The organism is Brevibacterium sp. p3-SID960 (assembly GCF_025144725.1).
GTDB lineage: Bacteria > Actinomycetota > Actinomycetes > Actinomycetales > Brevibacteriaceae > Brevibacterium.
Genome location: NZ_JALXKS010000026.1, coordinates 20,477 through 43,124 on the forward strand (window position 1 = coordinate 20,477; position 22,648 = coordinate 43,124).

Sequence of the window (22,648 nt, forward strand, 5' to 3'; positions counted from 1 at the left end):
TGAGTGGCAACGACCTCCCAGTCTGGCTGAGTGACAATGACCTCCCACTCTGGCTATAATGTGGGTTTCAGAGTATTTCGACGCCCCCTCGGACCGCAGCCGGGTCGGGCGGACACACAGCAACACGCGCGGGTCCCCTCCCGCAGGCCGGTCTCTGCGCCCTCACGGGCAGCTGGCGGCCACGGATGCAGCACTGAAGTGGGTAGAATAGAAGCATGGCACGCCGACCCCGGGCACTGACAGCCGAACAGAAGGCTGTCGTTCAGGCAGTAGGTCGGATTGCAAAACAGCGCCAACGTGTGAATTCCAACTACGTATCGGCGATCCTCAGAGCCCGGGACGAGGGTGTCACCTACGCCGCGATCGCTGCGGCGGCAGGCACTTCCTCCCAGGCAGTCCAGGAGATCATCCGCCGGCACTCGCCCCGCCAGGCTGAATACCCTTCCAGTCTCTCCTCCGCCGGTGACATCGCAGCCGTCACCAGCCCCAAAGTGGAAGACGACAAGGACAACCTCAACGGTCCCACCCTGCTGTGAGGCAGTACGGTGGAGGCGTGGACTCCGCCGATATCCTCGCAGACCCCCTGCTCGCCCTCTGCCGCGACGCCGCCCACATCGCCACCGCGCGGATGCGGCACTGGCGCCGGCAGCTCAGCGCCTCCGACGTCGGGGCCAAGGGCGACCGGAACAACCTCGTCACCGCCGCCGACGCTGAGATCGAGTCGCTCGTGCGCTGGTACCTGGCCACCCGGCGTCCCGGTGATGCGATGATCGGGGAGGAGGATGCCGCAGCCCTGCCCGTGACCGAGGTGGCAGGCGGTGAACGGATCGCCGCCGGCCTCTGCGTCCCATCGGCTGACGGTGCCGCTGCCGGGTCGCAGCCTCTGGAGTGGCATGTCGACCCGATCGACGGGACCGTGAACTTCGTGCGCGGCATCGAAGACTATGCCTTCTCCATCGGCGTCCGGATCCCAGACCCTGGTGACCCCGATGCGGCTGATCCGGACACGTGGCTCGCCGGGCTCGTCGCCGCCCCGGAGCTCGGGAAGGTGTTCCTCACCCGCCGGGGCCGGGGCGCCTGGGTGTTCGCAGGCCAGGTCAGCGACCTGCAGGCAGCCAGCGATGACTCCGGTGGGCAGCCCGGCCCCGAGGTGTCGCTCACCCGTCTTAGTGGTCGCAGCCCCGGCCAGCGCGGCCGGCTTGTGGCCACCGGATTCGGCTACGGACGCGCCCAGCGCGATCAGCAGTTCGCGGTGCTGCCTGAGGTCATGGAGCACTTCGATGACGTGCGCAGGGCCGGCTCTGCTGCGATCGACCTGTGCCAGGCCGCCGCAGGCCGGGTCGATGCCTACTATGAGCGCCGGCTGGGCCTGTACGACTATGCCGCCGGTGCCCTCATCGCCGAGGAGGCCGGGCTGCACGTGCTGAGGCCCACCCACCACCACGGCACCGGTGACGGCAGCGATCTGTGCATCGCCGCCGGCTGCCTGGCCGACTTCGAGCGCATCGCGGCCATCCACCGCGAGCAGCGCAGCGTTCAGCACTGATAGCCGGTGCGCCCTCGCCGCCCGACGGCGGGCCTGGAGTACCGTGAGCAGTGACGGTCGGCAGGCCCGCCTGCCCGCCCAGCCCTGACCGACGGACTCTGGAGACCTGTGCCCACGCTCCTCACCGGTGCCAATGTGCATACGCTCGACCCGGCCCATCCTCACGCCACCGGCATCCTCATCGATGCAGGCCGCATCGCCGCAGTCGGTGACGATGCGCAGCTGCGCGCCACCACCTCGGGTGCGGACATCATCGACTGCCGCGGCCAGACCGTGCTGCCCGGCCTCGTCGACGCCCACATCCACGCCACGATGTACGCCGATTCGCTGGCCGAGGTCGACCTGCGCCAGGTGCGCAGCCTGCCGGATGCGGTCGAGGCGGTGCGCACCCACGCCGCATCCCTGCCGCCGGGTGTGTGGGTCACCGGCGGGCGCTGGGACTGCAATACGTGGGAGATCCCCGGCCAGCCCGACCGGGAGCTGCTCGATGCCGCGCTGCCGGACCGGCCGGTGGCATTGTGGTCGATCGACTACCACACGCTGTGGTGCAACGGCGCTGCCCTGCGCGCAGCCGGGATAGACGAGCAGACGCCCAGTCCGCGCGGCGGCGAGATCGTCCGCGACGCTGATGGGCAGGCGACCGGCATTCTGCGCGAGGACGCCGCGACCATCGTCGAACGGCTCGTGCCCGCTCCGCCGATCGAGATGCGCATGCAGCGGATGCGCACAGCCCAGCGGCAGTGGCTTTCCGAGGGGCTCACCGGCATCCACGACATCGATGGGCAGGTCTCGTCGGGCACCTGGGCGGCGCTGCGCGAACAGGGGATCGGTGCCGGCGGCGGCCAGCTCATGCGGGTGGTGAAGTATCTGCGCCTCGACGAGCTCGACTGGGCCAAGGGGATCGCCTGGCGCACCGGCGACGGAGATGCGTGGTTCACCCGCGGCGGGCTGAAGCTGTTCTCCGACGGGGCGCTGGGATCCCAGACCTCGTACATGTCGAGCCCGTATCCGGGCACCTGCGATCACTACGGGATGGAGATCGCCAGCGAAGACGTGCTGTGCGAACAGATCACCGATGCGCTCATGTCCGGGCTGTCGTTGGCCATCCACGCGATCGGCGACCAGGCCAACCACCACGTCCTCTCCGCCTTCGCCCGCACCCGTTCGGTCTCCCGGGAGGCTGAGCGGATCTACTCACGGCGCCTGCGCCACCGCATCGAACACGTGCAGTTCGTCCAGCCCGATGACATCGCCCGCTTTGCCGAGCTCGGCATCGTCGCCTCGATGCAGCCGCGGCACTGCATCTCCGATCTGCACCTGCTGGAGGCGCTCAGGCCGGATCCGCAGCTGGCCGCCTACGCCTGGGGCGAAATGGCTGCTGCCGGTGTGCCGGTGGCCTTCGGCTCCGATGGGCCGGTCGAACCCTCCGACCCCTGGGCGGCGATCTATGCGGCGATGACCCGGGCAGACATCAGCGGTGATCCGTCCACGGCCTTCCAGCCGCACCGGCGGATCAGCGCCTATGCGGCCATCGAAGCCCATACCGCCGGTGCCGCGTACGCGGCCGGGCGGGAGAAGCAGTCCGGGCGGATCATGCCGGGCATGGACGCCGACCTCATCGTCGTCGACACCGACCCGATCACCGGACACGCCGGCTCCGACGGTGTGACCGGAAGGTGCGAGTCCGAGGAGGCGCTGTTCGAACACGCTTGCGCGGTGCGCGATCTGCAGGTCGACCTCAGCATCGTCAACGGCGAAGTCGCTTTCGCCCGCTGAGCCGGCTCAGTCCCGCACCGGCACGCCGGCGGCGGCGAGCTGCGCGGGTGCGGCAGTGGTGAAGAACCAGTCGCGGAAGGCCTCATCGGGCACGATGCGCCGGCGGTGTTCGAGCACGCCGTCGCCCACCAGGTAGTACGCGTAGCCGTGCGGGGCCAGGAGCGCTTCGAGCTCGCGCGGCTGCGCGCGGGCGGGCAGCACCTCGCACAGGATCTCCGGCCGGTGGGCGGCCAGCAGCTGCTGGCCGAAGCCGAACACGGTGTTCTCCGCACCCTCGACATCGACCTTGAGCAGCACCCGATCGTCTGGTTCGAACTGCTCGCTGAACTCGTCGAGGCTGCGGCAGGACACCTCGGTCCCAGCGGAGAACTCCATGTCGACCGAATAGAACGACGGCAGTGCCGAACCGCCGTCCCCGCACGGCACGCTGAGCACGACATCCGGGTCGCCGACTCCGATCCGGTGCAGCGTGATCTGCTCGCTGGCATCGTTGCGCTCGATGTTCGCCGCACACGCATCGGCCACCGCAGGCACCATCTCGAAGGCGTGGATCCGCAGGTCAGGGTGTGCCGCGGCCAGGGCGAGGGAGAAGACGCCGGTGTAGGCGCCGATGTCGAGGAACACGTCGGCGCCAGCAGCGCGGGTGGCCATGAGGTCGAGGGTGAAGGCATCGGAAGCCGAGGGTCGGCGGCCCTTGCCCCAGTACATCTCCTTGGCGATCTCGCAGCGGTCCGGGCGCAGCAGCACGAACTCCGCAACCGCGTCTGGGTCAGGCGAGCCGAGCGCCTGGACGCGTCCGGTCACCTCGGCGAGGTGAGCCGGAGCCGGCAGGCGGCCGGTGGTGATGCCCGGCAGCCGGGTGGCGAGGCGCAGCAGCGGGTGGATGAGGGGGCTGGCGAGCGCGCTCTTGGCCGCAGGCTTGAGACCGAACCACTGCTGGCGTCGGCCGAGGTAGGTGCGCCGGTAGTCACCCATGGGTGTCAGCTCCTGGTGCTGGATTCTGGTCCCGCCAGTCTATCGACTCCTCGGGCCCGGCAACAGGTGCTCGCCGGGCCCGGCAACAGGTGCTCGCCGGCCCGTTGACAGGTGCGCCACCGCGTCCGAGGCGGGGACGGCGACAGCCTCCCCGCGCCCTGCGTGCGGGGAGGCTGTCGTTGTCGTGGCCTCACCTGAGCTGTTCAGGTGGCGGCGGGCCGATCAGGCAGTGGCCGAGCGCTTCCAGTTCGACCAGCCTTCGAAGCTGCCGTCGATCTCGATGACCTCGTAGCCGGCGCGGCGCAGTGCCTGGGCGGCGACTGAGTTGCGCATCCCGGTCTGGCAGTAAGTCACGATCGTGCCGTCTGCGGGCAGCTCGTCGAGGTTCCACAGCAGGCGACCGACGTTGAGCTGCGCGGAGCCGGGGATGTGGCCCTCGGCGTGTTCGGTCTTGTTGCGCACATCGAGCAGCAGGCCGTAGTCGGTGTGGTCGAGCTCGGCGGGGGAGATGACCTCTGGCTTGTAGTCGGCGAGGGTGTCGAGCGAGGTGATGTAGCCGGAGACGTCGTCGATGCCGACGCGCACGAGGTGATCCCAGATGCGCTGAGCCTCAGCGGCGTCAGGTGCCAGCAGCACGATCGGGGTCGACTCCGCCTCGGGGTCGTATGACCAGGCGCCGTAGGTCGCCGGCTTGTCGGCCGGGATGTTGAGAGCGCCCTTGACAGTGCCCTCGCGGACCTCATCGGGTGAGCGGGTGTCGGCGATGACGATCCTGCCGGCCTCGAAGTCCGTGCCGACCTGGGCGAGGTCGAGCTCGGTCAGCGGCTGGCGTCCGCCCATCACCTTCGGGCCGTCGCGGTTCTCCCGCTTCATCCGCTCGAAGTAGGCGTGGGCGTCCGGCTGGCCGTCGAGCAGCTCATCAACGAAGCCCTGCTCGTCATCGTTCTTCAGATGCTTGGCCCACCAGGCGAAGGCCTTCTCGTAGCCGGCCGTCGATGTCGGCACGGCGCCGAGCGCCTTGCCGCAGGCCGAGCCGGAGCCATGCGCCGGCAGCACTTGGACGTAGTCCGGCAGCGGAATGAACTTCTCCTTCAGACTGCGGAAGAGATCCTTCGCGCCCTGGAAGCGGGTGTCGACGCCGCCGGCTGCCTCGTCGAGCAGGTCGGGCCGGCCGAGGTCGCCGACGAAGACGAAGTCGCCGGAGAGCAGGAAGCCGGGCTCATCGGTGAAGCCGCCGTCGGTGAGCAGGAAGCTCAGGTGCTCCGGGGTGTGACCGGGGGTGTGGACGGCCTGCAGGGTGAGGTTGCCGACGGTGATGGTGTCGCCGTCGTATAGGCGCTCGGCCTCGAAGCCGTACTGCCAGTCCTGGCCGCCTTCACCGGAGACGTACATCTTCGCGCCGGTGGCCTCGGCCAGTTCGCGGGTGCCGGAGAGGTAGTCGGCGTGGATGTGGGTTTCGGTCACGGCCTTGATCGTCATGGTGTTCTTCTCGGCGTAGTCCTGAAAGAACTCGACGTCGCGGCGGCCGTCGACGACGATCGCCTCGCCGGTGGCCTGGCAGCCGATGAAGTAGGCGGCCTGCGCCAGGTCCTCGTCGTAGATCCGTTCGATGAGCATGTGTCCTCCTCGTCCGTCCCGCTGCACGGGCCGGAGGTTGATCACGGTTTCGCTTTCCTGTGCCACAGCAATGATACCCCGCGGGGTATCCGGGACGTGCTGCGGAGGGGCGCAGGGCTGTGCCCGCATGGCCGGTTGCCCTCAGTGTATCGGCGCCGGAAGAGCAATGATCAGATATTTACGGCGGCTGGGCTGTCCTTGCCCACCGGCTGCCATGGCACGGCCACACCTGCCGGCCCGCGCGGCCCTGTCGCCGGCCCGCGGATTTGTGTAGACTCATCACAGCCGCGATGACATGTTTCGGGAGAGCCGCCGCCGGCGGCGCCGTAGGTGCAATTCCCTCCCCGGGAAACTCTCAGGCCCCGTACCGGAGCATGCAGGCACCTCTGGAGGAGTACCAGCTGGCGCGCAACCGCCGCCTCGGCGCAGGGACGCACCCCGCGTTGGTCTGACAGAGCGGGGAGGAACACCCGGCACTCGTGTGTTCGTCACCGCGACGGACCAAGCAGCGTGAGGATAAGCATGACGACTGGTTCCCTTGCCCATACGACTCCCGCCGCCGGAGACGCGCCCCGGCCGTTCTCCGACCGGCACATCGGCCCGCGCGCCGCGCAGGTCGAGCAGATGCTCGCGGCCCTCGGCTACGACTCCCTCGATGCGCTCGCCGCCGCCGCGCTGCCGCAGAACATCGCCCAGGACCAGGCGCTCAGCCTCGACCCGGCACTGACCGAGACCCAGGTGCTCGACCGGCTCAAGGAGCTCGCCGGCAAGAACGTCATGCGCACCCAGATGATCGGCCAGGGCTACTACGACACGATCATGCCCGCCGTCATCCGCCGCAATGTCGTCGAGAACCCCGCCTGGTACACCGCCTACACCCCGTACCAGCCGGAGATCTCGCAGGGCCGCCTCGAAGCGCTGCTGAACTTCCAGAACGTCGTCCAGGACCTCACCGGCCTCGACATCGCCAACGCCTCCCTGCTCGACGAGGCCACCGCCGTCGCCGAGGCGGTGCTGCTCATGCGCCGGGCGAACAGGAAGGGCTCGGTCGTCGCGCTCGATTCCGAGACCCACCCGCAGACGATCGCCGTCGTGCGGGCCCGGGCCCGGGCGATGGACTTCGAAGTCCGGGTCGCTGACCTCTCTGAAGGCCTCGTCGGCGAAGACGTCTTCGGCATCGTGTGCTCACAGCCGGGCACCTCCGGGGCGATCCGCAGCTTCGACTCCGCTGTCGCCACCGCCAAGGAGCGCGGCGCCCTCGTCACCTTCGTCTCCGACCTGCTCGCCCTCACGATGCTCAAGGAGCCGGCCGCCCAGGGTGCCGACATCGCCGTCGGCTCGGCCCAGCGCTTCGGTGTGCCGCTGTTCTTCGGCGGCCCGCACGCCGGCTTCATGGCCGTGACCGAGAAGCTCAAGCGCATGCTGCCCGGTCGGCTCGTCGGCGTGTCCGTCGACGCCGACGGCAAGCCCGCGTACCGGCTGGCCCTGCAGACCCGCGAACAGCACATCCGCCGCCAGAAGGCCACCTCCAACATCTGCACCGCCCAGGCGCTGCTGGCGGTGTGCGCCGGCATGTACGCCGTCTACCACGGACCCGTCGGCTTGGCGAAGATCGCCTCGCGCATCCACCGCCTGGCCACCGCCTTCGCCGCGGCGGTGCGCACCTCAGGTGCCGACAACGGCCAGGCCGCCGGCGCCTCGGGCGCCGTCAGCGTCATCACCGCAGACTTCTTCGACACCGTGACCCTGCGCGTGCCCGATGCCGATGCCGCGATCGCCGCAGCCGATGCCGCCGGAGTCAACCTCGGTCGCTTCGACGACACGCACGTCACCGTCTCCTTCGGCGAACCCCACACGCCTGCCGACGCCAACGCCGTGCTTTCTGCCCTCGGCATCGAGGCGCGGCTCGATGACGACGTGCTCGGCACCTCGGGCGCGGGAACCACCGGGGCAGGCGGAGCCGGCCACGGCGGCTTCGGGCCCGCCCACGTGCCGGCCCCGCAGTTCGCCGCCAGCCTGCACCGTGAGAGCGACTACCTCACCCACCCGGTGTTCAACACCTACGGCTCCGAGACGCTCATGATGCGCTACCTGCGCACGCTCGCCGACCGCGACCTCGCCCTCGACCGGACGATGATCCCGCTGGGCTCATGCACGATGAAGCTCAATGCCGCCGTCGAGATGGAGGCCATCACCTGGCCGGAGTTCGCCAGCATCCATCCGTTCGCACCCGAGTCGCAGACCGCCGGCTGGCGCGAGCTCATCGGCGAGCTCAACGACATGCTCGTCGACATCACCGGCTACGACGAAGTCTCCATCCAGCCCAACGCCGGCTCTCAGGGCGAACTGGCAGGCCTGCTCGCGATCCGCGGCTACCACCTGTCCAACGGCCAGCCGGAGCGCCGCGTGTGCATCATCCCGCAGTCGGCCCACGGCACAAACGCCGCCTCGGCCGTGCTCGCCGGGCTGAGCGTGGTCGTCGTCGGCACGGCTGCCGACGGCTCGATCGACCTCGATGACCTCGATGCGAAGATCGACGAGCACCGCGACACCCTCGCCGGCATCATGATCACCTACCCGTCGACCCACGGCGTGTACGAATCCGATGTGCGGCTGGTGTGCCAGAAGATCCACGACGCCGGCGGCCAGGTCTACGTCGACGGCGCCAACCTCAACGCGCTGTGCGGCCTCGCCCAGCCCGGCGAGTTCGGCGGGGATGTCTCCCACCTCAATCTGCACAAGACCTTCTGCATCCCGCACGGCGGCGGCGGGCCCGGGGTCGGCCCGGTGGCGGTGCGCGAGCACCTCGCCCCGTTCCTGCCCGGCGACCCGCGCGCAGCCGAGCTCGTCGCCGGTGAGCGTGACAGCCTCGACCTGCCGGTCAGCGCCTCGCTGTACGGTTCGGCCGGCGTGCTGCCGATCTCCTGGGCCTACCTCAAGCTCATGGGGCCCGACGGGCTCGTCGAGGCGACGAAGACCGCGCTGCTGAGCGCCAACTACGTCTCCCACGCCCTGGCAGAGGAGTTCCCGACGCTGTACACTGGTGAGAGCGGGCTCGTGGCCCATGAGTGCATCCTCGACCTGCGCGAGATCACCGCCAAGACCGGTGTCACCGCTGAGGACGTCGCCAAGCGGCTCATCGACTACGGCTTCCATGCCCCGACCCTGGCCTTCCCGGTCGCCGGCACGCTGATGGTCGAGCCGACCGAGAGCGAGGACCTCGGCGAGCTCGAGCGCTTCATCACTGCGATGAAGTCGATCCGCGCTGAGATCGACGCGATCGGCGACGAGTACTCCTACGAGGCCTCGCCGCTGGCCGCCGCCCCGCACACCGCCACCTGCGTCATGGACGACTGGGACGCCGCCTACACGCGCGAGACCGCCGTGTTCCCGGTGCCGGGTCTGAAGCTGACGAAGTACTTCCCGCCGGTGCGCCGCATCGACGGCGCCTACGGCGACCGCAACCTCGTCTGCTCCTGCCCGCCGCCGGAGGCATTCGAAACCGATTCCGACACCGAGGCGGAGCTTGCCGATGCCGCCGATGCGAAAGGTGACAGCGCATGACCAAGCACACCCCTCTGTATGACGTCCACGCCCGCCTCGGCGCCTCGTTCACGGACTTCGGCGGCTGGGACATGCCGCTGAAGTACGGCTCCGAACTCGCCGAGCACCGTGCGGTGCGCGAGGCCGCCGGCATCTTCGATCTCTCCCATATGGGCGAGGTGCGCATCACCGGTGCCGATGCCGGCGCTCTGCTCGACTACGCGCTCGTGGCGAAGTACTCGTCTATGGCCGTCGGCAAGGCGAAGTACGGTGTCCTCGTCGACGCCGCCGGCGGGCTCGTCGACGACCTCATCACCTACCGCATCGCCGATGATGAGTTCCTCGTTGTGCCCAACGCCTCGAACACCCCTGCCGTCGTCGAGGCGCTGCAGGCCCGGGCCGAGGAGTTCCGCACCGAGATCGTCCCTCACGCCGCCGCCGAGGTGGCAGACGAGTCAGCCGACACCGCCCTCATCGCCGTGCAGGGACCGCAGTCCCAGGCGATCCTCGAAGCCGCCGGCGCGACCGAGGGCGGCGAACTGCTCGACGACCTCGGCTACTACGCCTGGCAGCCGCTGACCCTGAACGGCGTCGAGATCATGCTCGCCCGCACCGGCTACACCGGTGAGGACGGTTTCGAGCTCTACCTGCCCAACGCCTCGGCCGAGGCGATCTGGCAGCTGCTCTTCTCCGCTGCTGAGAAGGTCGACGGGGAGGTGCTGCCGTGCGGTCTGGCCGCCCGCGACTCACTGCGCCTGGAAGCCGGCATGCCCCTTTACGGCAATGAGCTCAGCCTCGAGCACAGCCCGCTGGATGCCGGGTTGTCGCGAATGGTCGAACTCAACGTCAAGAACAAGGAGCACCTGTTCGCCCGCGAGGCGCTCGAAGGACTGCTGGCCCAGCAGCCGGCACGCGTGCTCGCAGGCCTGACCTCCGAGGGCCGGCGCGCCGCCCGCCAGGGTGCGACCGTGCTCATCGACGGACAGGAGATCGGCGAGATCACCTCCGGCCAGCCGTCCCCGACACTCGGCCACCCGATCGCGCTGGCCTACCTCGACCGCGAGCACACCGAACCCGGCACTGCCGTCAGCGTCGACATCCGCGGGAAGTCCAATGACTTCACCGTCGCCGAACTGCCGTTCTACCGCCGGAAGAAGTGACAACCTCACCCACCTGAAAGGAACCCATCATGGCTGAACTGCCCCCGCTGCCACAGGACTTCACCTATTCGAAGGAACACGAATGGGTCAACGCCAAGGCTGATGCGATCGTCGGCAACACCGTGCGCATCGGCATCACCGCCGTCGCCGCCGACGCCCTCGGCGAGGTCGTGTTCGTCGACCTGCCCGCCGTCGGCGACACCGTCACCGCCGGTGAGACCTGCGGTGAGGTCGAGTCGACCAAGTCGGTCTCGGATCTCTACTGCCCGGTCACCGGCACCGTCACCGCCGTCAACGACAACGTCGATGACAACCCCGGACTGCTCAACTCCGATCCGTACGGCGAGGGCTGGCTGTTCGAGGTCGAGGCCACTGAGCTCGGCGAGGTCATGGACGCCGCCGGCTACGCCGAGGCCAACCACATCTGATCGGTCACCTCTGACCGGCCGGGTGCCGCCGTCCCGCCTCGGCGGCGGCACCCATCCCGGCCCAGCGCGCACTCTGCGTCCGGCCGGCCCGGCAACCGGCCGGCCCGGCAACCGGCCGGGAACCCACTCCTGGGCAGCGCTGCCCCCCCCTGAGCGAAAGTTGGTGTCACCATGGCGATCAGCGTATTCGACCTGTTCACCGTCGGAATCGGCCCCTCCAGCTCCCACACCGTCGGGCCGATGCGAGCCGCGGCGACCTTCGTCGAGCTCATCGGTGAGCGCATCGACGACGTCGCCTCCCTCGATGTCGACGTCTACGGCTCCCTGGCCGCCACCGGCGCCGGCCACGGAACCTTCGATGCGATCCTGCTCGGCCTGGAGGGCTGCCAGCCCGAAGCCGTCGAACCCAATGAGGTCGACGAACGCACCGCCCGGATGCACGAGACCGGCAGACTGCTGCTCGGCGACCGCAAGGAGATCGCCTTCGGCGTCGACGATATGCGCCAGCGCCCGCTGACCGTGCTCGAACGCCACACGAACGGCCTCAAGCTCGCCGCCCGCGACGCGGCAGGCGAGGTCATCGCCGAGGAGACGTACTTCTCGATCGGCGGCGGCTTCGTCGTCAGCCAGTCCGAGGAGGAAGCGCTGCTGGCCGAAGCCCGCAGGGAACATCCCGGCGACGACACCGTCTCTGATGACGAACTCGCCGCGGTGGCCGCCGCCCACGACGAGGGCCCGCAGATCCCGTACCCGTTCAGCACCGGTGCCGGCCTGCTGCGCATCAGCAAGGAGGCCGGGCTGGCGATCTGGGAGATCATGCTCGAAAACGAGAAGGTCCACCGGTCGGTGCCCGACATCCGCCGCGGCCTGCTGCACATCTACGGGGTAATGGACCAGTGCGTCATGAACTCCCTCGACCGCTCCGGCAACCTGCCCGGCGGGCTCAAGGTGCGCCGGCGCGCGCATGACTGGTACCTCAAGCTCAAGGAAGAGGACCCGAGCGGCGACCCGCGCTTCTACCAGGAGTGGGTCAACCTCATCGCCCTGGCGGTCAATGAGGAGAACGCCTCCGGCGGACGGATCGTCACCGCCCCGACCAACGGGGCCGCCGGGATCGTGCCCGCAGTCCTGTACTACGCGCTCAACTACGTTCCCGAGGTGGCAGATGCGCCTGCCTCGTCGAACGCCCGTGAGCATGCGATCGTGACGTTCCTGCTCACCGCCGGGGCGATCGGCGTGCTGTACAAGGAGAACGCCTCGATCTCCGGTGCCGAGGTCGGCTGCCAGGGTGAGGTCGGCTCAGCCTCGTCCATGGCTGCCGGGGCGCTCGCCCAGATTATGGGCGGGACCACCGAACAGGTCGAGAACGCCGCCGAGATCGCCATGGAGCACAACCTCGGCCTCACCTGCGACCCGATCGCCGGACTCGTCCAGGTGCCGTGCATCGAACGCAATGCGATCGCAGCCGGCAAGGCGATCAATGCGGCGAAGATGGCGATGTTCGGCGACGGCGAGCACCGGGTGAGCCTCGACGAGGTCATCGCCACGATGAAGGCCACCGGTGAGGACATGAGCCACAAGTACAAGGAGACGGCACTCGGCGGACTGGCCGTCAACGTCGTCGAATGCTGATGCGCAGCTGGCGCTGACGCGCGGTTGAGCGCCGAGGCCCAGATCAGCTCTGAAGCTCAGCTGAGAGCCGAGCCTCGGGTCGAGAACTGCAGGCCCGCCGGGATCTCCGCGATGAGGGTTCCCGGCGGTTGCCGTATGGCCGTGAAAGCCAAGGCGGCGTCGCCGACGCGGACGGGGATCCACTGCCGAGCAGGGGAGCGGGTCTGATCAGGTCGTGGATTCAGGTGGCAGGCTCAGCCCTCGTTCATCGACCGCGCCCACTCGGCGACACGGGCGGCCGATTCCTCATCCGAGAGATCCACCACGCGGGTGAGGATCGTCCAGCGACGGCCGAACGGATCCATGATCGAACCGTACCGGTCCCCGGAGACGAAATCGGCGATCGGCTTGCGCACCGCGGCACCGGCCGCCTCGGCGGCGGCAACGACCGCATCGGCATCAGCGCAGTACAGGCACAGTGAAGAGCTGACCGTGTCACCAGCCTCGGGCAGCACGAGACCGTAGCCCGGGTTCGCATCCGCCAGCTGCAGCCGGCCTTGACCGAAGTCGAGCTCAGCATGCAGGACGCTGCCGTCGGGGGCACTCGTGCGGCTGATGAGCCGGGCTGAGAAGACGCGGGTGTAGAAGTCGATGGCCGATGCTGCGTCGGTGACGACGATGAACGGGGTCAGCGAGGTGTACCCGTGCGGGGTGCCGTTGGTCGTGTGTGCGCCGGTGGCCGGCGAAGCTTCTGCAGTCATGCCCTCATCGTCGCGTCGACCGGTGGGTGCGGTCTTGAAGATTCGCGACAGACCTCGCCACAGGCTGCAGGCAGGTGTTGAATGAGTGTATGAACGCGGGCATCGATGAGCGCGGGCACCTGACCCCGCAGACACTGAGGCTTCTGCGGTGCCCCGTTTCCGAGGCGGTGGCTGACCGGGTGCGGTGGGCGTGGGTGCCCAGGTGGTCCCTTCCGGATGGGCAGCCGCTGACCCAGCAGGTCATCGAGTTCCCCGGCGGCAACCTGGTCGTCGAACCGCACGTGACCCGCTTCCACCCGCCCGAACCGGCGATGTCGAGACGGGAGCTGACAGGTGATGGCTGGGCCGTCGGGCTGCTGCTCCAGCCGGCATGCGGGGCCGCGCTGCGCCGGGCCCCGGATCTTGCGGACGAGATGGCGGTCGTGAGTGAGCAGATCCGCGCCTGCATGTCCGCCGACGCTGACGACAGCGTCGCAGGATCCGCAGCGGGGCTGCTCGTCGACTGGGCCGAGCGTCATCTGCCGGCCCCCGACGCGGACGGTCGTCTGCTCAACACGATCGTCGGCCGGGTCGAGACCGATCCAGCGATTCTCACCAGTAGCCAGCTCGCCGCCGCAGCCGGGATCGGGCAGCGCCGTCTGCAGCGCCTTGTCGCCCACACGCTCGGCTATTCGCCGATGTGGCTCATCCGGCGCAGGCGCCTGCAGGATGCCGCCGCGCGCATCCGCGCCGGGGAACCATCAGCTGATCTGGCAGCAGCCCTCGGCTACGCCGACCAGGCGCATTTCCAGCGTGACTTCAAGACCGTCACCGGGCAGACACCGGGAGCCTACCGCCGCCTCGGCAACGGCGACCACCGCCTCGACGGCGGCACCTGACCAGGGCAAACGCGGAAGCGGGCGGCTAAGCCGACTGAGCCAGCGTACGGTCGGTGCCGAGCACCGCGGCGATCCGGCGGACGCCCTCGCGGGTGGCCTCGACGCCGTTGGAGACGAACGAGAAGCGCAGGGTGCGCGGGTCCGGGTCAGCGACGTAGAACGGCGAGCCGGGCACGTAGAGGACTCCGGCCTGGGCGGCTTCGAAGACGAGGGCCTGCGTGTCGAAGCCCTCCGGCAGGCGGGCCCAGACGAACATCCCGCCGGCCGGCTGATTCATCACCGAACCTTCCGGCAGCACCTGCGACAGCTCCTCGACGAGGGTGAGCATGCGTGCCTGGTACTCCGCGCGCACGGGCGCGAGCACTTCGTCCATATTGTGGGTCGCAAGGTAGTGGGCGGCGGCGAGCTGGTCGACCGTCGAAGTCTGCAGTGCGGTCGCCTGCTTCGTCACGCCGATCCGCTCACGCGCCTCCTCATCCGGGCAGCGGATCCAGCCGACGCGCACACCGGGGGAGAGAACCTTCGAGAGGCTGCCGAGCAGCAGCGAACGGTCATCCAGCCGTGGGTCAGCGCTGATCGGGGTGAGCACGTCGTCGGTGAAGCGCAGCTCCGCATACGGGTCGTCTTCGATGAGCCAGACATCGGAGTCGGCGAGCACATCGGCGATCTGCTGCCGGCGTGAGGCCGGCATCGAGATCCCGGTCGGGTTCTGGAAGGTCGGGATGAGGTAGACGGCCTTCGGGTTCCACATCTCGATCGCCGCGGCCAGCGCTTCGGGCACGATCCCGGCCTCATCACCGTCGAGTGCTTTGAGCTCGACGCCCTGGACGGCGAAGGCCTGCAGTGCGGACATATAGGTCGGGTTCTCCACGAGCACGACGTCGCCGGGGTTGAACAGAGCCTGGGCCACGAGCCCGAGCCCCTGCTGTGAGCCCGAGGTGACCATCACCTCGGCGGCGGAAGCCGGCACATTCGCCCCCTGCAGGCGACCGGCCGCAGCCTCGCGCATCTCCGGCTCACCGTCGGTCGAACCGTACTGCATGGCGCGCGGACCGTCGGTCGCGAAGACATGGGCGTAGGCTGCAGCGAGCCCGTCGACGTCGAAGAGCTCAGGTGCCGGATGCCCGCCGGCGAAGCTGATGATGGATGGGTCGGCGGCGATCTCGAACAGCCGCCGGATCGGGGATTCGCCCACCGCCATGACATGGTGGTTGAGCGTGTGGCGCAGTGGTGTCATGGGGACATCGTAGAGCCGGAAAGCCGCGGGTGACGACCCCTCTGAGAGGGTTTTTCGGCGGCTGTCGGCAAGCGCCAAAAAGAGGGTGGGAAAACTGTCGCCTGACGTATGCGCCGCGCCCGGCCGCGGGAGCGCGGCGTCGCTGGTGACAGGGCTGTGCGCGGGGATGACTGTGGTGTGTGGCACGATAGGCGCAGACCCCTGATCAGGGGCGATCGGTGCAGGACATGAGGCAGTGAGGATGCGATGGCTGAACTGAAGAAGTCACTGGGCATGCTGCAGCTGCTCGCCTTCGGCGTGGCAGGTGTGGTCGGCACGAGCTGGATCTACACGAACTCGACGCTGTTCGGCGAATACGGCGCCGGCGGAGTCGTCTTCGGCCTGGCGGCCGGCGTGCTGCTCGCCGCATGCGTGGCGCTGGCGTACTCGGAGCTGACGACGACGTTCCCGCGGGCCGGCGGCGAGGTGGTCTACTCCTACACCTCGATGGGCCGCGGGGCGGCGTTCTTCACCGGCTGGATGCTGCTGGGCGCCTACGTCTTCTCGCTCGCCTTCTACGTCACCGCCTTCGGGTTCCTGCTCGGCAACTTCTTCCCCGTCTTCAACACCATCCCGCTCTACACCATCAACGACGAGACCGTGTACCTGCCGGTGCTGCTCGTCGGCATCGCCTTGACCGCGCTGTTCTTCCTGCTCAACTGGTTCGGCATCGAGATCGGCGCCCAGGTGCAGCTGGCGATGTTCGCCGCCATCGTCATCATCGGCGCAGCGCTTGTCGTCGTCGGATTCTCCACCGGCTCACCGCAGAACTTCTTCCCCGCCTACTATCCCGGCTCAACCCCGGTCTCCGACACGCTGCGCTTCATCATCCCCGGCATGACCTTCCTCGCCGGCTTCGGACTCGTCGCCGTGCTCGCCGAGGACGCCAAGATCTCCGCCCGCAAGGTCGGCCGCACCGTCGTGCTCACCGTGCTGGCCGCCGGCACCTTCTACTGCCTCGTGCTCGCCGCCACCGCCTGGGTGCTGCCATGGGAGGACGTCGCCCAGATGGACCTCGGCACCGTCGCGGCGTTCCGCGAAGCCGGGTTCCCGCTGCTCGGCGCCGGCGCCTACCTCATCGCCTTCCTCGGACTGCTCACCAGCTTCCTCGGCCTCTTCGTCGCCAGCTCCCGCATCATGGTCGCCATGGGCCGCGCCCACCTGCTGCCCCCGCAGCTGGCCGACATCCACGACCGCCGCGGCACCCCGCATAAGGCGCTCATCGCCACCGCCGCCATCACGCTCGGTCTCGGCTGGCTCGGCCCCGGCGCGGTCGTGTGGTTCCTCGACACCGGCGGCGTCTACCTCGGCATCGTGTGGTTCATGGTCGTGCTCGCCAAGTACCTCACCCCGCGCCGCTACCCCGAACTCGAACGCCCCTACCGCACCCGGCTCGGCTTCCTGCCCGCAATCGGTGGGGTCGGCGCACTGCTCGTCATCATCTGGGCGATCGTGCCCGGCACCGGCTCGTCTCTCGTATGGCCGGCGGAGTACATCATCCTCGGCGTCTGGTTCGCCATCGGCGCGGTGCTGTACGTCGTCGCCCGCGCCAAGCAGATCGACCGCACCGAGGGCCTGCACGCCATCCTCGGCGACTCCTACGACCACCTGCACCGCCACGAGATCGCCGCCCAGCAACGCCGGGGAGAGGGCACATGAGACTGACCGACGACGCACTCACCGCCGCCCGCGAGGCGGTGGTGGCCGAGGCCGCCGCCGCATCCGTTCCCGAGGTGTCTTACGGCATCGTCTCCGACGGCCAGCTGGCAGCCGGGCAGGGAACCGATCGGATCTACCGGATCGCGTCGATGACGAAGTCCTTCACCGCCGCGGCTGTGCTGGGCATCTGCCGCGGGCTCATCCCGGTCATCGGCCGCAGGCCCAGTCTCGATGACCTGCTCGCCGACTGGCTGCCGGCCCTGAGCACGGGTGAGTGGGCTGCGGAGATGACGATCCGCGATGCGCTGACGATGTCGACCGGTCTGCCCACAGACGACCCGTGGGCCGACCGGCTCGAATCGATGCCGATTTCCCAGATGCAGCGGCTCATGCAGGGGGAGGCACTGGCGAACTTCCCGGCCGGGGCCGGGTACGAGTACGCCAACTACGGCTACGCGATGCTCGGCGCCGTCGTCGAAGCCGCCACCGGGCATGCTTTCACCGAGATCGTCCACCTCCACCTGCTCGCCCCCCTCGGACTGACCTCGACCGGGTTCGACGTCCGCCAGCTCGATGTCGACCGGCTCGTCACCGGTTACCGGCGCACCAGCGACGGGGAGCTCGAGGCGCAGCCGATCAGCCTGCCCGGAGCGTTCTCCGCCATCGGCGGGCTCGCCTCGACCGTCGACGACGTCGCCGTGTGGGTGGCAGCGCTCATCGACGCGGTGACCTCGACCGAGCCTGGGGATGCCTGCCGCGTCCTCGGGCGCACCGAGGCGGAAGCCCGTGCCTGGCGGCGGGTGCTCGCCGATCTTCAGCAGTCCCAGCGGCCCATCAGCATCCAGCACGGTGACGATCACGCCGTCTCGATCGGCTACGGCTACGGCTTGCGCTGCTCCTTCGACACCCGCTACGGGCACATGGCCGGGCACTCGGGCGGTTACCCGGGCTTCGGGCTGCACATGCGCTGGCATGCCGCCACCGGTGCCGGCGTCATTGTGCTGGCCAATCTCACCTACTTCCCGGCCGAGGCCGTCGCCACCCGTGCGCTCAACACTGCGCTGGCCATCCAGCGCGAGGACGACCCGGACTCACACCTGTGGCCGGCCGCCCAGCCGGTGCCGCTGACCCCAGCGCAGAAGGCCAGCGATCCAGCTGCACCAGCCACTTGGCCGGTCAGCGTCCCGGTCACACCGATCACCGGCTTCGCGGCCTCGGAACTGGCCCGCACCCGCCAGCTGCAAGCCGAGACGATGATCGCCACCGGCGACGATGCCGAGGCTGAGTCGATCTTCTCCTCCAACATGGACCTCGACATGCCGCGTGCTGAACGGCTCGCAGGATGGAAGCGCATCCGCGACCACGTCGGCGCTTCGGCCGCTGATGGCACCACCGTCGAGGTCGAGTGGCTGACCGCACTGTCAGCCCGCTGGGAAGTCTGGGCAGACAGCGATGCGGGAACCAGCCGCGGCCGGAGGATGGAGATGATGCTCAATCCTGCCGGTGAGATCCAGAAGCTCACCGTCACCGCGCTGCCGCAGTAACAGGCGCTGAACCCCGCCCGCAGGAACTGACACCAATGATCGAGCAGCTGTGGCCGACGATCACCGCAGTCCTCGCGCTGCTCGCCGTCGCCGTGACGGCGCTGACGCTTGCCGGTGTCCGCCACCGCTGGGCGGCCGGTGCAGCGGTGTTCCGCGGCGCACTGCAGCTGGCGGCGATCAGCTTCATCCTCGCCGGCGTCATCACCGACGGCCGCTGGGTCGCGGTGGCGCTAGCCGTCATGTTCAGCGTTGCAGCCGTCACCGCCACCAGGCGCATCGGCTGGACGCTCACCCGCTTCGGGACCGTGGCAGGTGCGATGGCCGCAGGTGTGGCCATCACCTTGGCCGTCGTCTTCCTCACCGGGGCGCTCGAACCATCAGCCCGGTATGCGCTGGCGATCGGCGGCATCGTCATCGGCAACGCGATGACCGCCGTCACTCTCGCCGGCCGCCGCACCGCCCAGAGCACCGCCGACCGGTTCGCAGAAGTCGAAGGCTGGCTGGCACTGGGCGCCACACCCCGGCAGGCAACCCTGGATATCGCCCGCGAAGCCGTCCGCGAAGCTCTCATCCCCTCAACCGACCAGGCGAAGACCACCGGTCTCGTCACCTTGCCCGGCGCATTCGTCGGCGCGATCTTCGGCGGCGTCAGCCCCCTGGAAGCCGGCCGCTTCCAGATCGTCGTGCTCGCCGGCATCATGGCCGCCGGCGCTGTCGGCGCCACCATCGTGGCCTTCACCTTGGCACCGACACTCATGCTCCCAGCAGACACTGTGCGCCAGACGGCCAACCGAAACCGGGCCCAGTCGACCTCCCGCAGGTGACTGCCGACCGGGGCTCTCAGGTTTCTGCCGGTTTCCACCCGGCGTTCACCCAGAGTTTGTTCGTGCTGACCAGGCTCAAGACGGGGCTTGTCGAGCACCCAGCAGCGAATGCACGCCTCTTGAGTCGAAATGAGAGACATGATCCGACTGATATCCCTCCGCGCGGCCTGCGGCGGACTGCTGTCCCTGGCCCTGGCCGGCGCCGGTGTCGCCGCGACTGCAGTCCCGTCTGCGGCCGCCCCCGACACCGAGCTCATCACCAGCGGCACCACCGAATGGCGCTTCCTCGATGACGGCACCGACCCCGCCGATGGGCTGCCCGGCCGCACCGACTGGACCGCCGCAGACTTCGACGACGCCGCCTGGCAGACCGCTGCCGGCAGCTTCGGTGCGCTGCGCGGGGAGAAGAAGGCGCTCTCCGGTGGCCACACCCCGGACAACCTGCTCACCCAGTACAAAGACGGCACGGTCGAAAACCACGAGGCGTTCTTCTTCCGCACCACCATCGATGTCGACGCCGCTGATCTCGAAGGCGACAAGCAGCTGACCGGTTGGGTGCTCTACGACGACGCCGCTGCGGTCTTCGTCAACGGCGAGAAGGTCGCAGGCTTCGACGACGGAGACATCGAGTATCCCGCCGATGGCGAGGGACGCAATCTCGTCTACGGCGGCTCGAACTCCTCGGCGCCGAAGACCGGCCGCATCGACATCGACGCCGATGTGCTCACCGCCGGTGAGAACACCGTCGCCGTCCAGCTTCACCAGGGTCGGGCCACCAGCTCCGACATCTACCTCGACGTCGCCGACCTGAGCCTGAGCACACCGGAGGAGAAGCCGGTGCACCACTCGCTGCTGCTGGGCATCGGCTCCGACCCCAGCGAACGCTCCGTCTCCTGGTTCACCACCTCCGGTGTCGATGAGTCCGTGCAGTTCGCAGCCGGTGAGCACACCGAGATGCCCGCCGACGCGCAGACCGCCACCCCGGTCACCCGCGGCCCCAGCGCAGTCGCCGGCGAAGAGTACGTCCACGCCACCCTGACCGGTCTCAAGCCGGGCACCTACTCCTACCGGGTCGGCTCCGCGGCCGGCGGCTGGACTGACATCGAGCAGTTCCGCGTCTACGAGGACACCCTCGAACACGAGTTCACGTTCATGGGCGACGCCCAGATCGGCGCCTCGGGCGACGTCGAGAAGGATCGCGCCGGCTGGCAGGCCACCCTCGACGCGGCCAACGAGATGTACCCGAACGCCCAGTTCATGTACTCGGCAGGCGACCAGGTGCAGACCTACGCCGGTGACGCCGGCGAATACCGCGCCTACCTCGACCCGAAGCAGATGCGCACCCAGGCCTCAGCACAGACCCTGGGCAACCACGACTACAACCGCACGAAGATCCAGGAACTGTACGGCCAGCACTTCCACCAGCCGAACATGTGGGACGGCGACCCGAGCAAGGGCACCTACTGGTTCAAGTACAACGGCGTCCTGCACCTCAACATCAGCACCGAGGACCGCGGCCGCTACGACGACTACCGCGCCTACCTCGAGCAGATCATCGCCGAGCAGTCCCACGACACCCACTGGACGGTGCTGACCTTCCACCGCTCGATCTTCTCGTCCGGTGCCACACACTCGCAGTCGCTGACGACCAAGGGCCTGCGCGAGGGCATCGCCCCGATCGTCAAGGACCTGCCCATCGACCTCGTGCTCGCCGGCCACGACCACAGCTACACCCGCACCCACCTCATGGACGGCACCACCCCAGTGCTGCCCGAAGGCGACGGGGCAGGCGCTGAGGCAGCGGACTATGTTGCAACCCCGGACACCAACCCGGACGACGGCCACGACATCGTCCACCCCAAGGACGGGCAGGCCATCTACATCACCGCGAACTCCTCCTCGGGCTCGAAGTACTACGAGCTCGTGCCGGACGGACTGGTGCCGTGGAAGCACACGAACAGCCAGAACTACACCCCGCAGTTCACCAACGTCGGCGTCAAGGAATGCTCGATCACCGCGACGACGATGACGCAAACCGGCGACCAGGTCGATAAGGTCGAGCTCGTCAAGGACAAGTCAGCCCCGACGATCACCCACCCGGGTGACACGACCGTGCGCGTCGGAGCCGACTTCGACCCGATGGCAGGCGTCGAGGTCTCGGACGCCTGCAGCGACGTGAGCGTCAGCGACATCACCGTCACCGGTGACGTCGACACCTCCACCCCGGGAGACTACGAGCTGACCTACACGGTCACCGACTCCTCGGGCAACGAGGCCAAGGCCACCCGCACGATCACCGTGACCGCCGGTGACGAGCCGACCGAGGACCCGACGGAGAAGCCGACGGACGATCCCACCGGTGACCCGACGGAGAAGCCGACGGACGATCCCACCGGTGACCCGACGGACGACCCGACGGATCCCTCGGATGACCCGACCGAGCCGAGCGAGGATCCCACCGATCCGAGTGAGGAGCCGACGGACAGCGTGCGCGAACTGACCGTCACTCCGGAGATGATCACCGCCAACGACTTCGTCAAGGACGGCGCCGTCGAAATCGTCGCCCGCGGCTGCGCGCCGGGCAGCACGGCAACCGTCACCGTCGAACCGGGCGGCTCAGGCGTGACCGCGTTCACCGACACGGCGACCGCCGATGAGACCGGCGCGGCCGCGTTCGCCGTCTACGGCGAGAATGCCGAGACCCCGGAGGCCTACGTCGGCAGCTACGACGTCACCGTCCGCTGCGAAGGTGGGGTCGATCTGACCGGCCGGTTCACTGTCGTCGCCGCTGATGACGGCGATGACGACGGATCCGACGACGGCGGCCAGGGTGACAACGGCAAGGACGATGACGGTCAGGGCGGCGGTGACCGGGACGGTGACGGCAAGCGCGACGACCGTGACCGTGATTCCGACGGCCGTGAGCTGCCGCGCACCGGCAGCGACATCGGCTGGGCGCTCGCCGCTGGCGGCGGACTCGTGGCACTCGGCGCCGGAGCCTTCGCCCTCGCCCGCCGCAGGACGAACCTGAGCTGATGACCCGTCAGCCA

At 68.8% G+C, this 22,648-nt stretch carries 16 protein-coding genes and 1 riboswitch; of the genes, 12 read left to right on the forward strand and 4 right to left on the reverse strand.

The window, feature by feature from the left end:
* The first annotated feature begins 215 nt into the window (after nt 1–215).
* The 3 genes from M3B11_RS08835 (at nt 216) to M3B11_RS08845 (ending at nt 3,322) form a co-directional block, all read left to right on the forward strand.
* The gene (locus tag M3B11_RS08835; protein ID WP_259877134.1) at nt 216–536 is read left to right on the forward strand and encodes a hypothetical protein; all 321 of its coding nucleotides are present in this window, start codon (nt 216–218) and stop codon (nt 534–536) included.
* Nucleotides 537–553: 17 nt separating this feature from the next.
* Entirely contained in the window at nt 554–1,546 is a 993-nt protein-coding gene (locus tag M3B11_RS08840) for an inositol monophosphatase family protein (protein ID WP_259877135.1), read from the forward strand.
* Between the two features lie 108 nt (nt 1,547–1,654).
* On the forward strand, nt 1,655–3,322 hold the full coding sequence (locus tag M3B11_RS08845) for an amidohydrolase (protein ID WP_259877136.1): 1,668 nt from the start codon (nt 1,655–1,657) through the stop codon (nt 3,320–3,322).
* Between the two features lie 6 nt (nt 3,323–3,328).
* Here M3B11_RS08845 and M3B11_RS08850 read toward each other — a convergent pair whose 3' ends face one another.
* Together M3B11_RS08850 and M3B11_RS08855 are read right to left on the reverse strand one after the other, a co-directional pair.
* On the reverse strand, nt 3,329–4,297 hold the full coding sequence (locus M3B11_RS08850) for an FkbM family methyltransferase (RefSeq protein WP_259877137.1): 969 nt from the start codon (nt 4,295–4,297) through the stop codon (nt 3,329–3,331).
* Nucleotides 4,298–4,519: 222 nt separating this feature from the next.
* Complete coding sequence (locus tag M3B11_RS08855) at nt 4,520–5,914, reverse strand: rhodanese-like domain-containing protein (RefSeq protein ID WP_259877138.1); 1,395 nt, start codon at nt 5,912–5,914, stop codon at nt 4,520–4,522.
* 291 nt (nt 5,915–6,205) lie between these two features.
* Nucleotides 6,206–6,294, forward strand: a riboswitch (glycine riboswitch).
* Between the two features lie 142 nt (nt 6,295–6,436).
* On the opposite strand from M3B11_RS08855, the gene gcvP reads away from it, so the two are divergent.
* From gcvP to M3B11_RS08875, 4 genes are all read left to right on the forward strand, one after another.
* Nucleotides 6,437–9,478, forward strand: coding sequence for an aminomethyl-transferring glycine dehydrogenase (gene gcvP / locus M3B11_RS08860; RefSeq protein WP_259877139.1), 3,042 nt, complete (start codon nt 6,437–6,439; stop codon nt 9,476–9,478).
* Complete coding sequence (gene gcvT, locus M3B11_RS08865) at nt 9,475–10,617, forward strand: glycine cleavage system aminomethyltransferase GcvT (protein WP_259877140.1); 1,143 nt, start codon at nt 9,475–9,477, stop codon at nt 10,615–10,617. The genes gcvP and gcvT overlap by 4 nt, the downstream gene beginning before the upstream one ends.
* Nucleotides 10,618–10,646: 29 nt before the next feature.
* Entirely contained in the window at nt 10,647–11,045 is a 399-nt protein-coding gene (gene gcvH / locus M3B11_RS08870; RefSeq protein WP_259877141.1) for a glycine cleavage system protein GcvH, read from the forward strand.
* Between the two features lie 171 nt (nt 11,046–11,216).
* The gene (locus M3B11_RS08875) at nt 11,217–12,677 is read left to right on the forward strand and encodes an L-serine ammonia-lyase (RefSeq protein WP_259877142.1); all 1,461 of its coding nucleotides are present in this window, start codon (nt 11,217–11,219) and stop codon (nt 12,675–12,677) included.
* A 233-nt stretch (nt 12,678–12,910) separates the two neighbouring features.
* Here M3B11_RS08875 and M3B11_RS08880 read toward each other — a convergent pair whose 3' ends face one another.
* Complete coding sequence (locus tag M3B11_RS08880; RefSeq protein WP_259877143.1) at nt 12,911–13,417, reverse strand: VOC family protein; 507 nt, start codon at nt 13,415–13,417, stop codon at nt 12,911–12,913.
* Nucleotides 13,418–13,506: 89 nt separating this feature from the next.
* On the opposite strand from M3B11_RS08880, the gene M3B11_RS08885 reads away from it, so the two are divergent.
* Nucleotides 13,507–14,295, forward strand: a complete 789-nt coding sequence (locus M3B11_RS08885; RefSeq protein ID WP_259877144.1) for a helix-turn-helix domain-containing protein — start codon at nt 13,507–13,509, stop codon at nt 14,293–14,295.
* A gap of 25 nt (nt 14,296–14,320) precedes the next feature.
* Here M3B11_RS08885 and M3B11_RS08890 read toward each other — a convergent pair whose 3' ends face one another.
* Nucleotides 14,321–15,532 carry a PLP-dependent aminotransferase family protein gene (locus tag M3B11_RS08890; RefSeq protein ID WP_259877145.1) on the reverse strand — a complete coding sequence of 404 codons (1,212 nt, stop codon included), beginning with the start codon at nt 15,530–15,532 and terminating at the stop codon, nt 14,321–14,323.
* 246 nt (nt 15,533–15,778) lie between these two features.
* On the opposite strand from M3B11_RS08890, the gene M3B11_RS08895 reads away from it, so the two are divergent.
* The 4 genes from M3B11_RS08895 to M3B11_RS08910 all read left to right on the forward strand — a co-directional run bounded on the left by M3B11_RS08895 (nt 15,779) and on the right by M3B11_RS08910 (nt 22,634).
* Nucleotides 15,779–17,230, forward strand: a complete 1,452-nt coding sequence (locus tag M3B11_RS08895; protein ID WP_259877146.1) for an APC family permease — start codon at nt 15,779–15,781, stop codon at nt 17,228–17,230.
* A complete protein-coding gene (locus M3B11_RS08900) occupies nt 17,227–18,774 on the forward strand; it encodes a serine hydrolase (RefSeq protein WP_259877147.1) in 1,548 nt (515 codons plus the stop codon). The genes M3B11_RS08895 and M3B11_RS08900 overlap by 4 nt, the downstream gene beginning before the upstream one ends.
* A gap of 35 nt (nt 18,775–18,809) precedes the next feature.
* On the forward strand, nt 18,810–19,598 hold the full coding sequence (locus tag M3B11_RS08905; protein ID WP_259877148.1) for an ABC transporter permease: 789 nt from the start codon (nt 18,810–18,812) through the stop codon (nt 19,596–19,598).
* A 138-nt stretch (nt 19,599–19,736) separates the two neighbouring features.
* Complete coding sequence (locus M3B11_RS08910; protein WP_259877149.1) at nt 19,737–22,634, forward strand: immunoglobulin-like domain-containing protein; 2,898 nt, start codon at nt 19,737–19,739, stop codon at nt 22,632–22,634.
* The last annotated feature ends 14 nt before the right edge of the window (nt 22,635–22,648 follow it).

Coding starts and splice junctions, on each gene's coding strand:
- gcvP (WP_259877139.1), top strand. CDS start 6,437: ATGACGACTGGTTCCCTTGCCCATACGACTCCCGCCGCCGGAGACGCG.
- M3B11_RS08910 (WP_259877149.1), top strand. CDS start 19,737: ATGATCCGACTGATATCCCTCCGCGCGGCCTGCGGCGGACTGCTGTCC.
- M3B11_RS08890 (WP_259877145.1), bottom strand. CDS start 15,532: ATGACACCACTGCGCCACACGCTCAACCACCATGTCATGGCGGTGGGC.
- M3B11_RS08850 (WP_259877137.1), bottom strand. CDS start 4,297: ATGGGTGACTACCGGCGCACCTACCTCGGCCGACGCCAGCAGTGGTTC.
- M3B11_RS08855 (WP_259877138.1), bottom strand. CDS start 5,914: ATGCTCATCGAACGGATCTACGACGAGGACCTGGCGCAGGCCGCCTAC.
- M3B11_RS08835 (WP_259877134.1), top strand. CDS start 216: ATGGCACGCCGACCCCGGGCACTGACAGCCGAACAGAAGGCTGTCGTT.
- M3B11_RS08900 (WP_259877147.1), top strand. CDS start 17,227: ATGAGACTGACCGACGACGCACTCACCGCCGCCCGCGAGGCGGTGGTG.
- gcvH (WP_259877141.1), top strand. CDS start 10,647: ATGGCTGAACTGCCCCCGCTGCCACAGGACTTCACCTATTCGAAGGAA.
- M3B11_RS08905 (WP_259877148.1), top strand. CDS start 18,810: ATGATCGAGCAGCTGTGGCCGACGATCACCGCAGTCCTCGCGCTGCTC.
- gcvT (WP_259877140.1), top strand. CDS start 9,475: ATGACCAAGCACACCCCTCTGTATGACGTCCACGCCCGCCTCGGCGCC.
- M3B11_RS08880 (WP_259877143.1), bottom strand. CDS start 13,417: ATGACTGCAGAAGCTTCGCCGGCCACCGGCGCACACACGACCAACGGC.
- M3B11_RS08885 (WP_259877144.1), top strand. CDS start 13,507: ATGAACGCGGGCATCGATGAGCGCGGGCACCTGACCCCGCAGACACTG.
- M3B11_RS08895 (WP_259877146.1), top strand. CDS start 15,779: ATGGCTGAACTGAAGAAGTCACTGGGCATGCTGCAGCTGCTCGCCTTC.
- M3B11_RS08875 (WP_259877142.1), top strand. CDS start 11,217: ATGGCGATCAGCGTATTCGACCTGTTCACCGTCGGAATCGGCCCCTCC.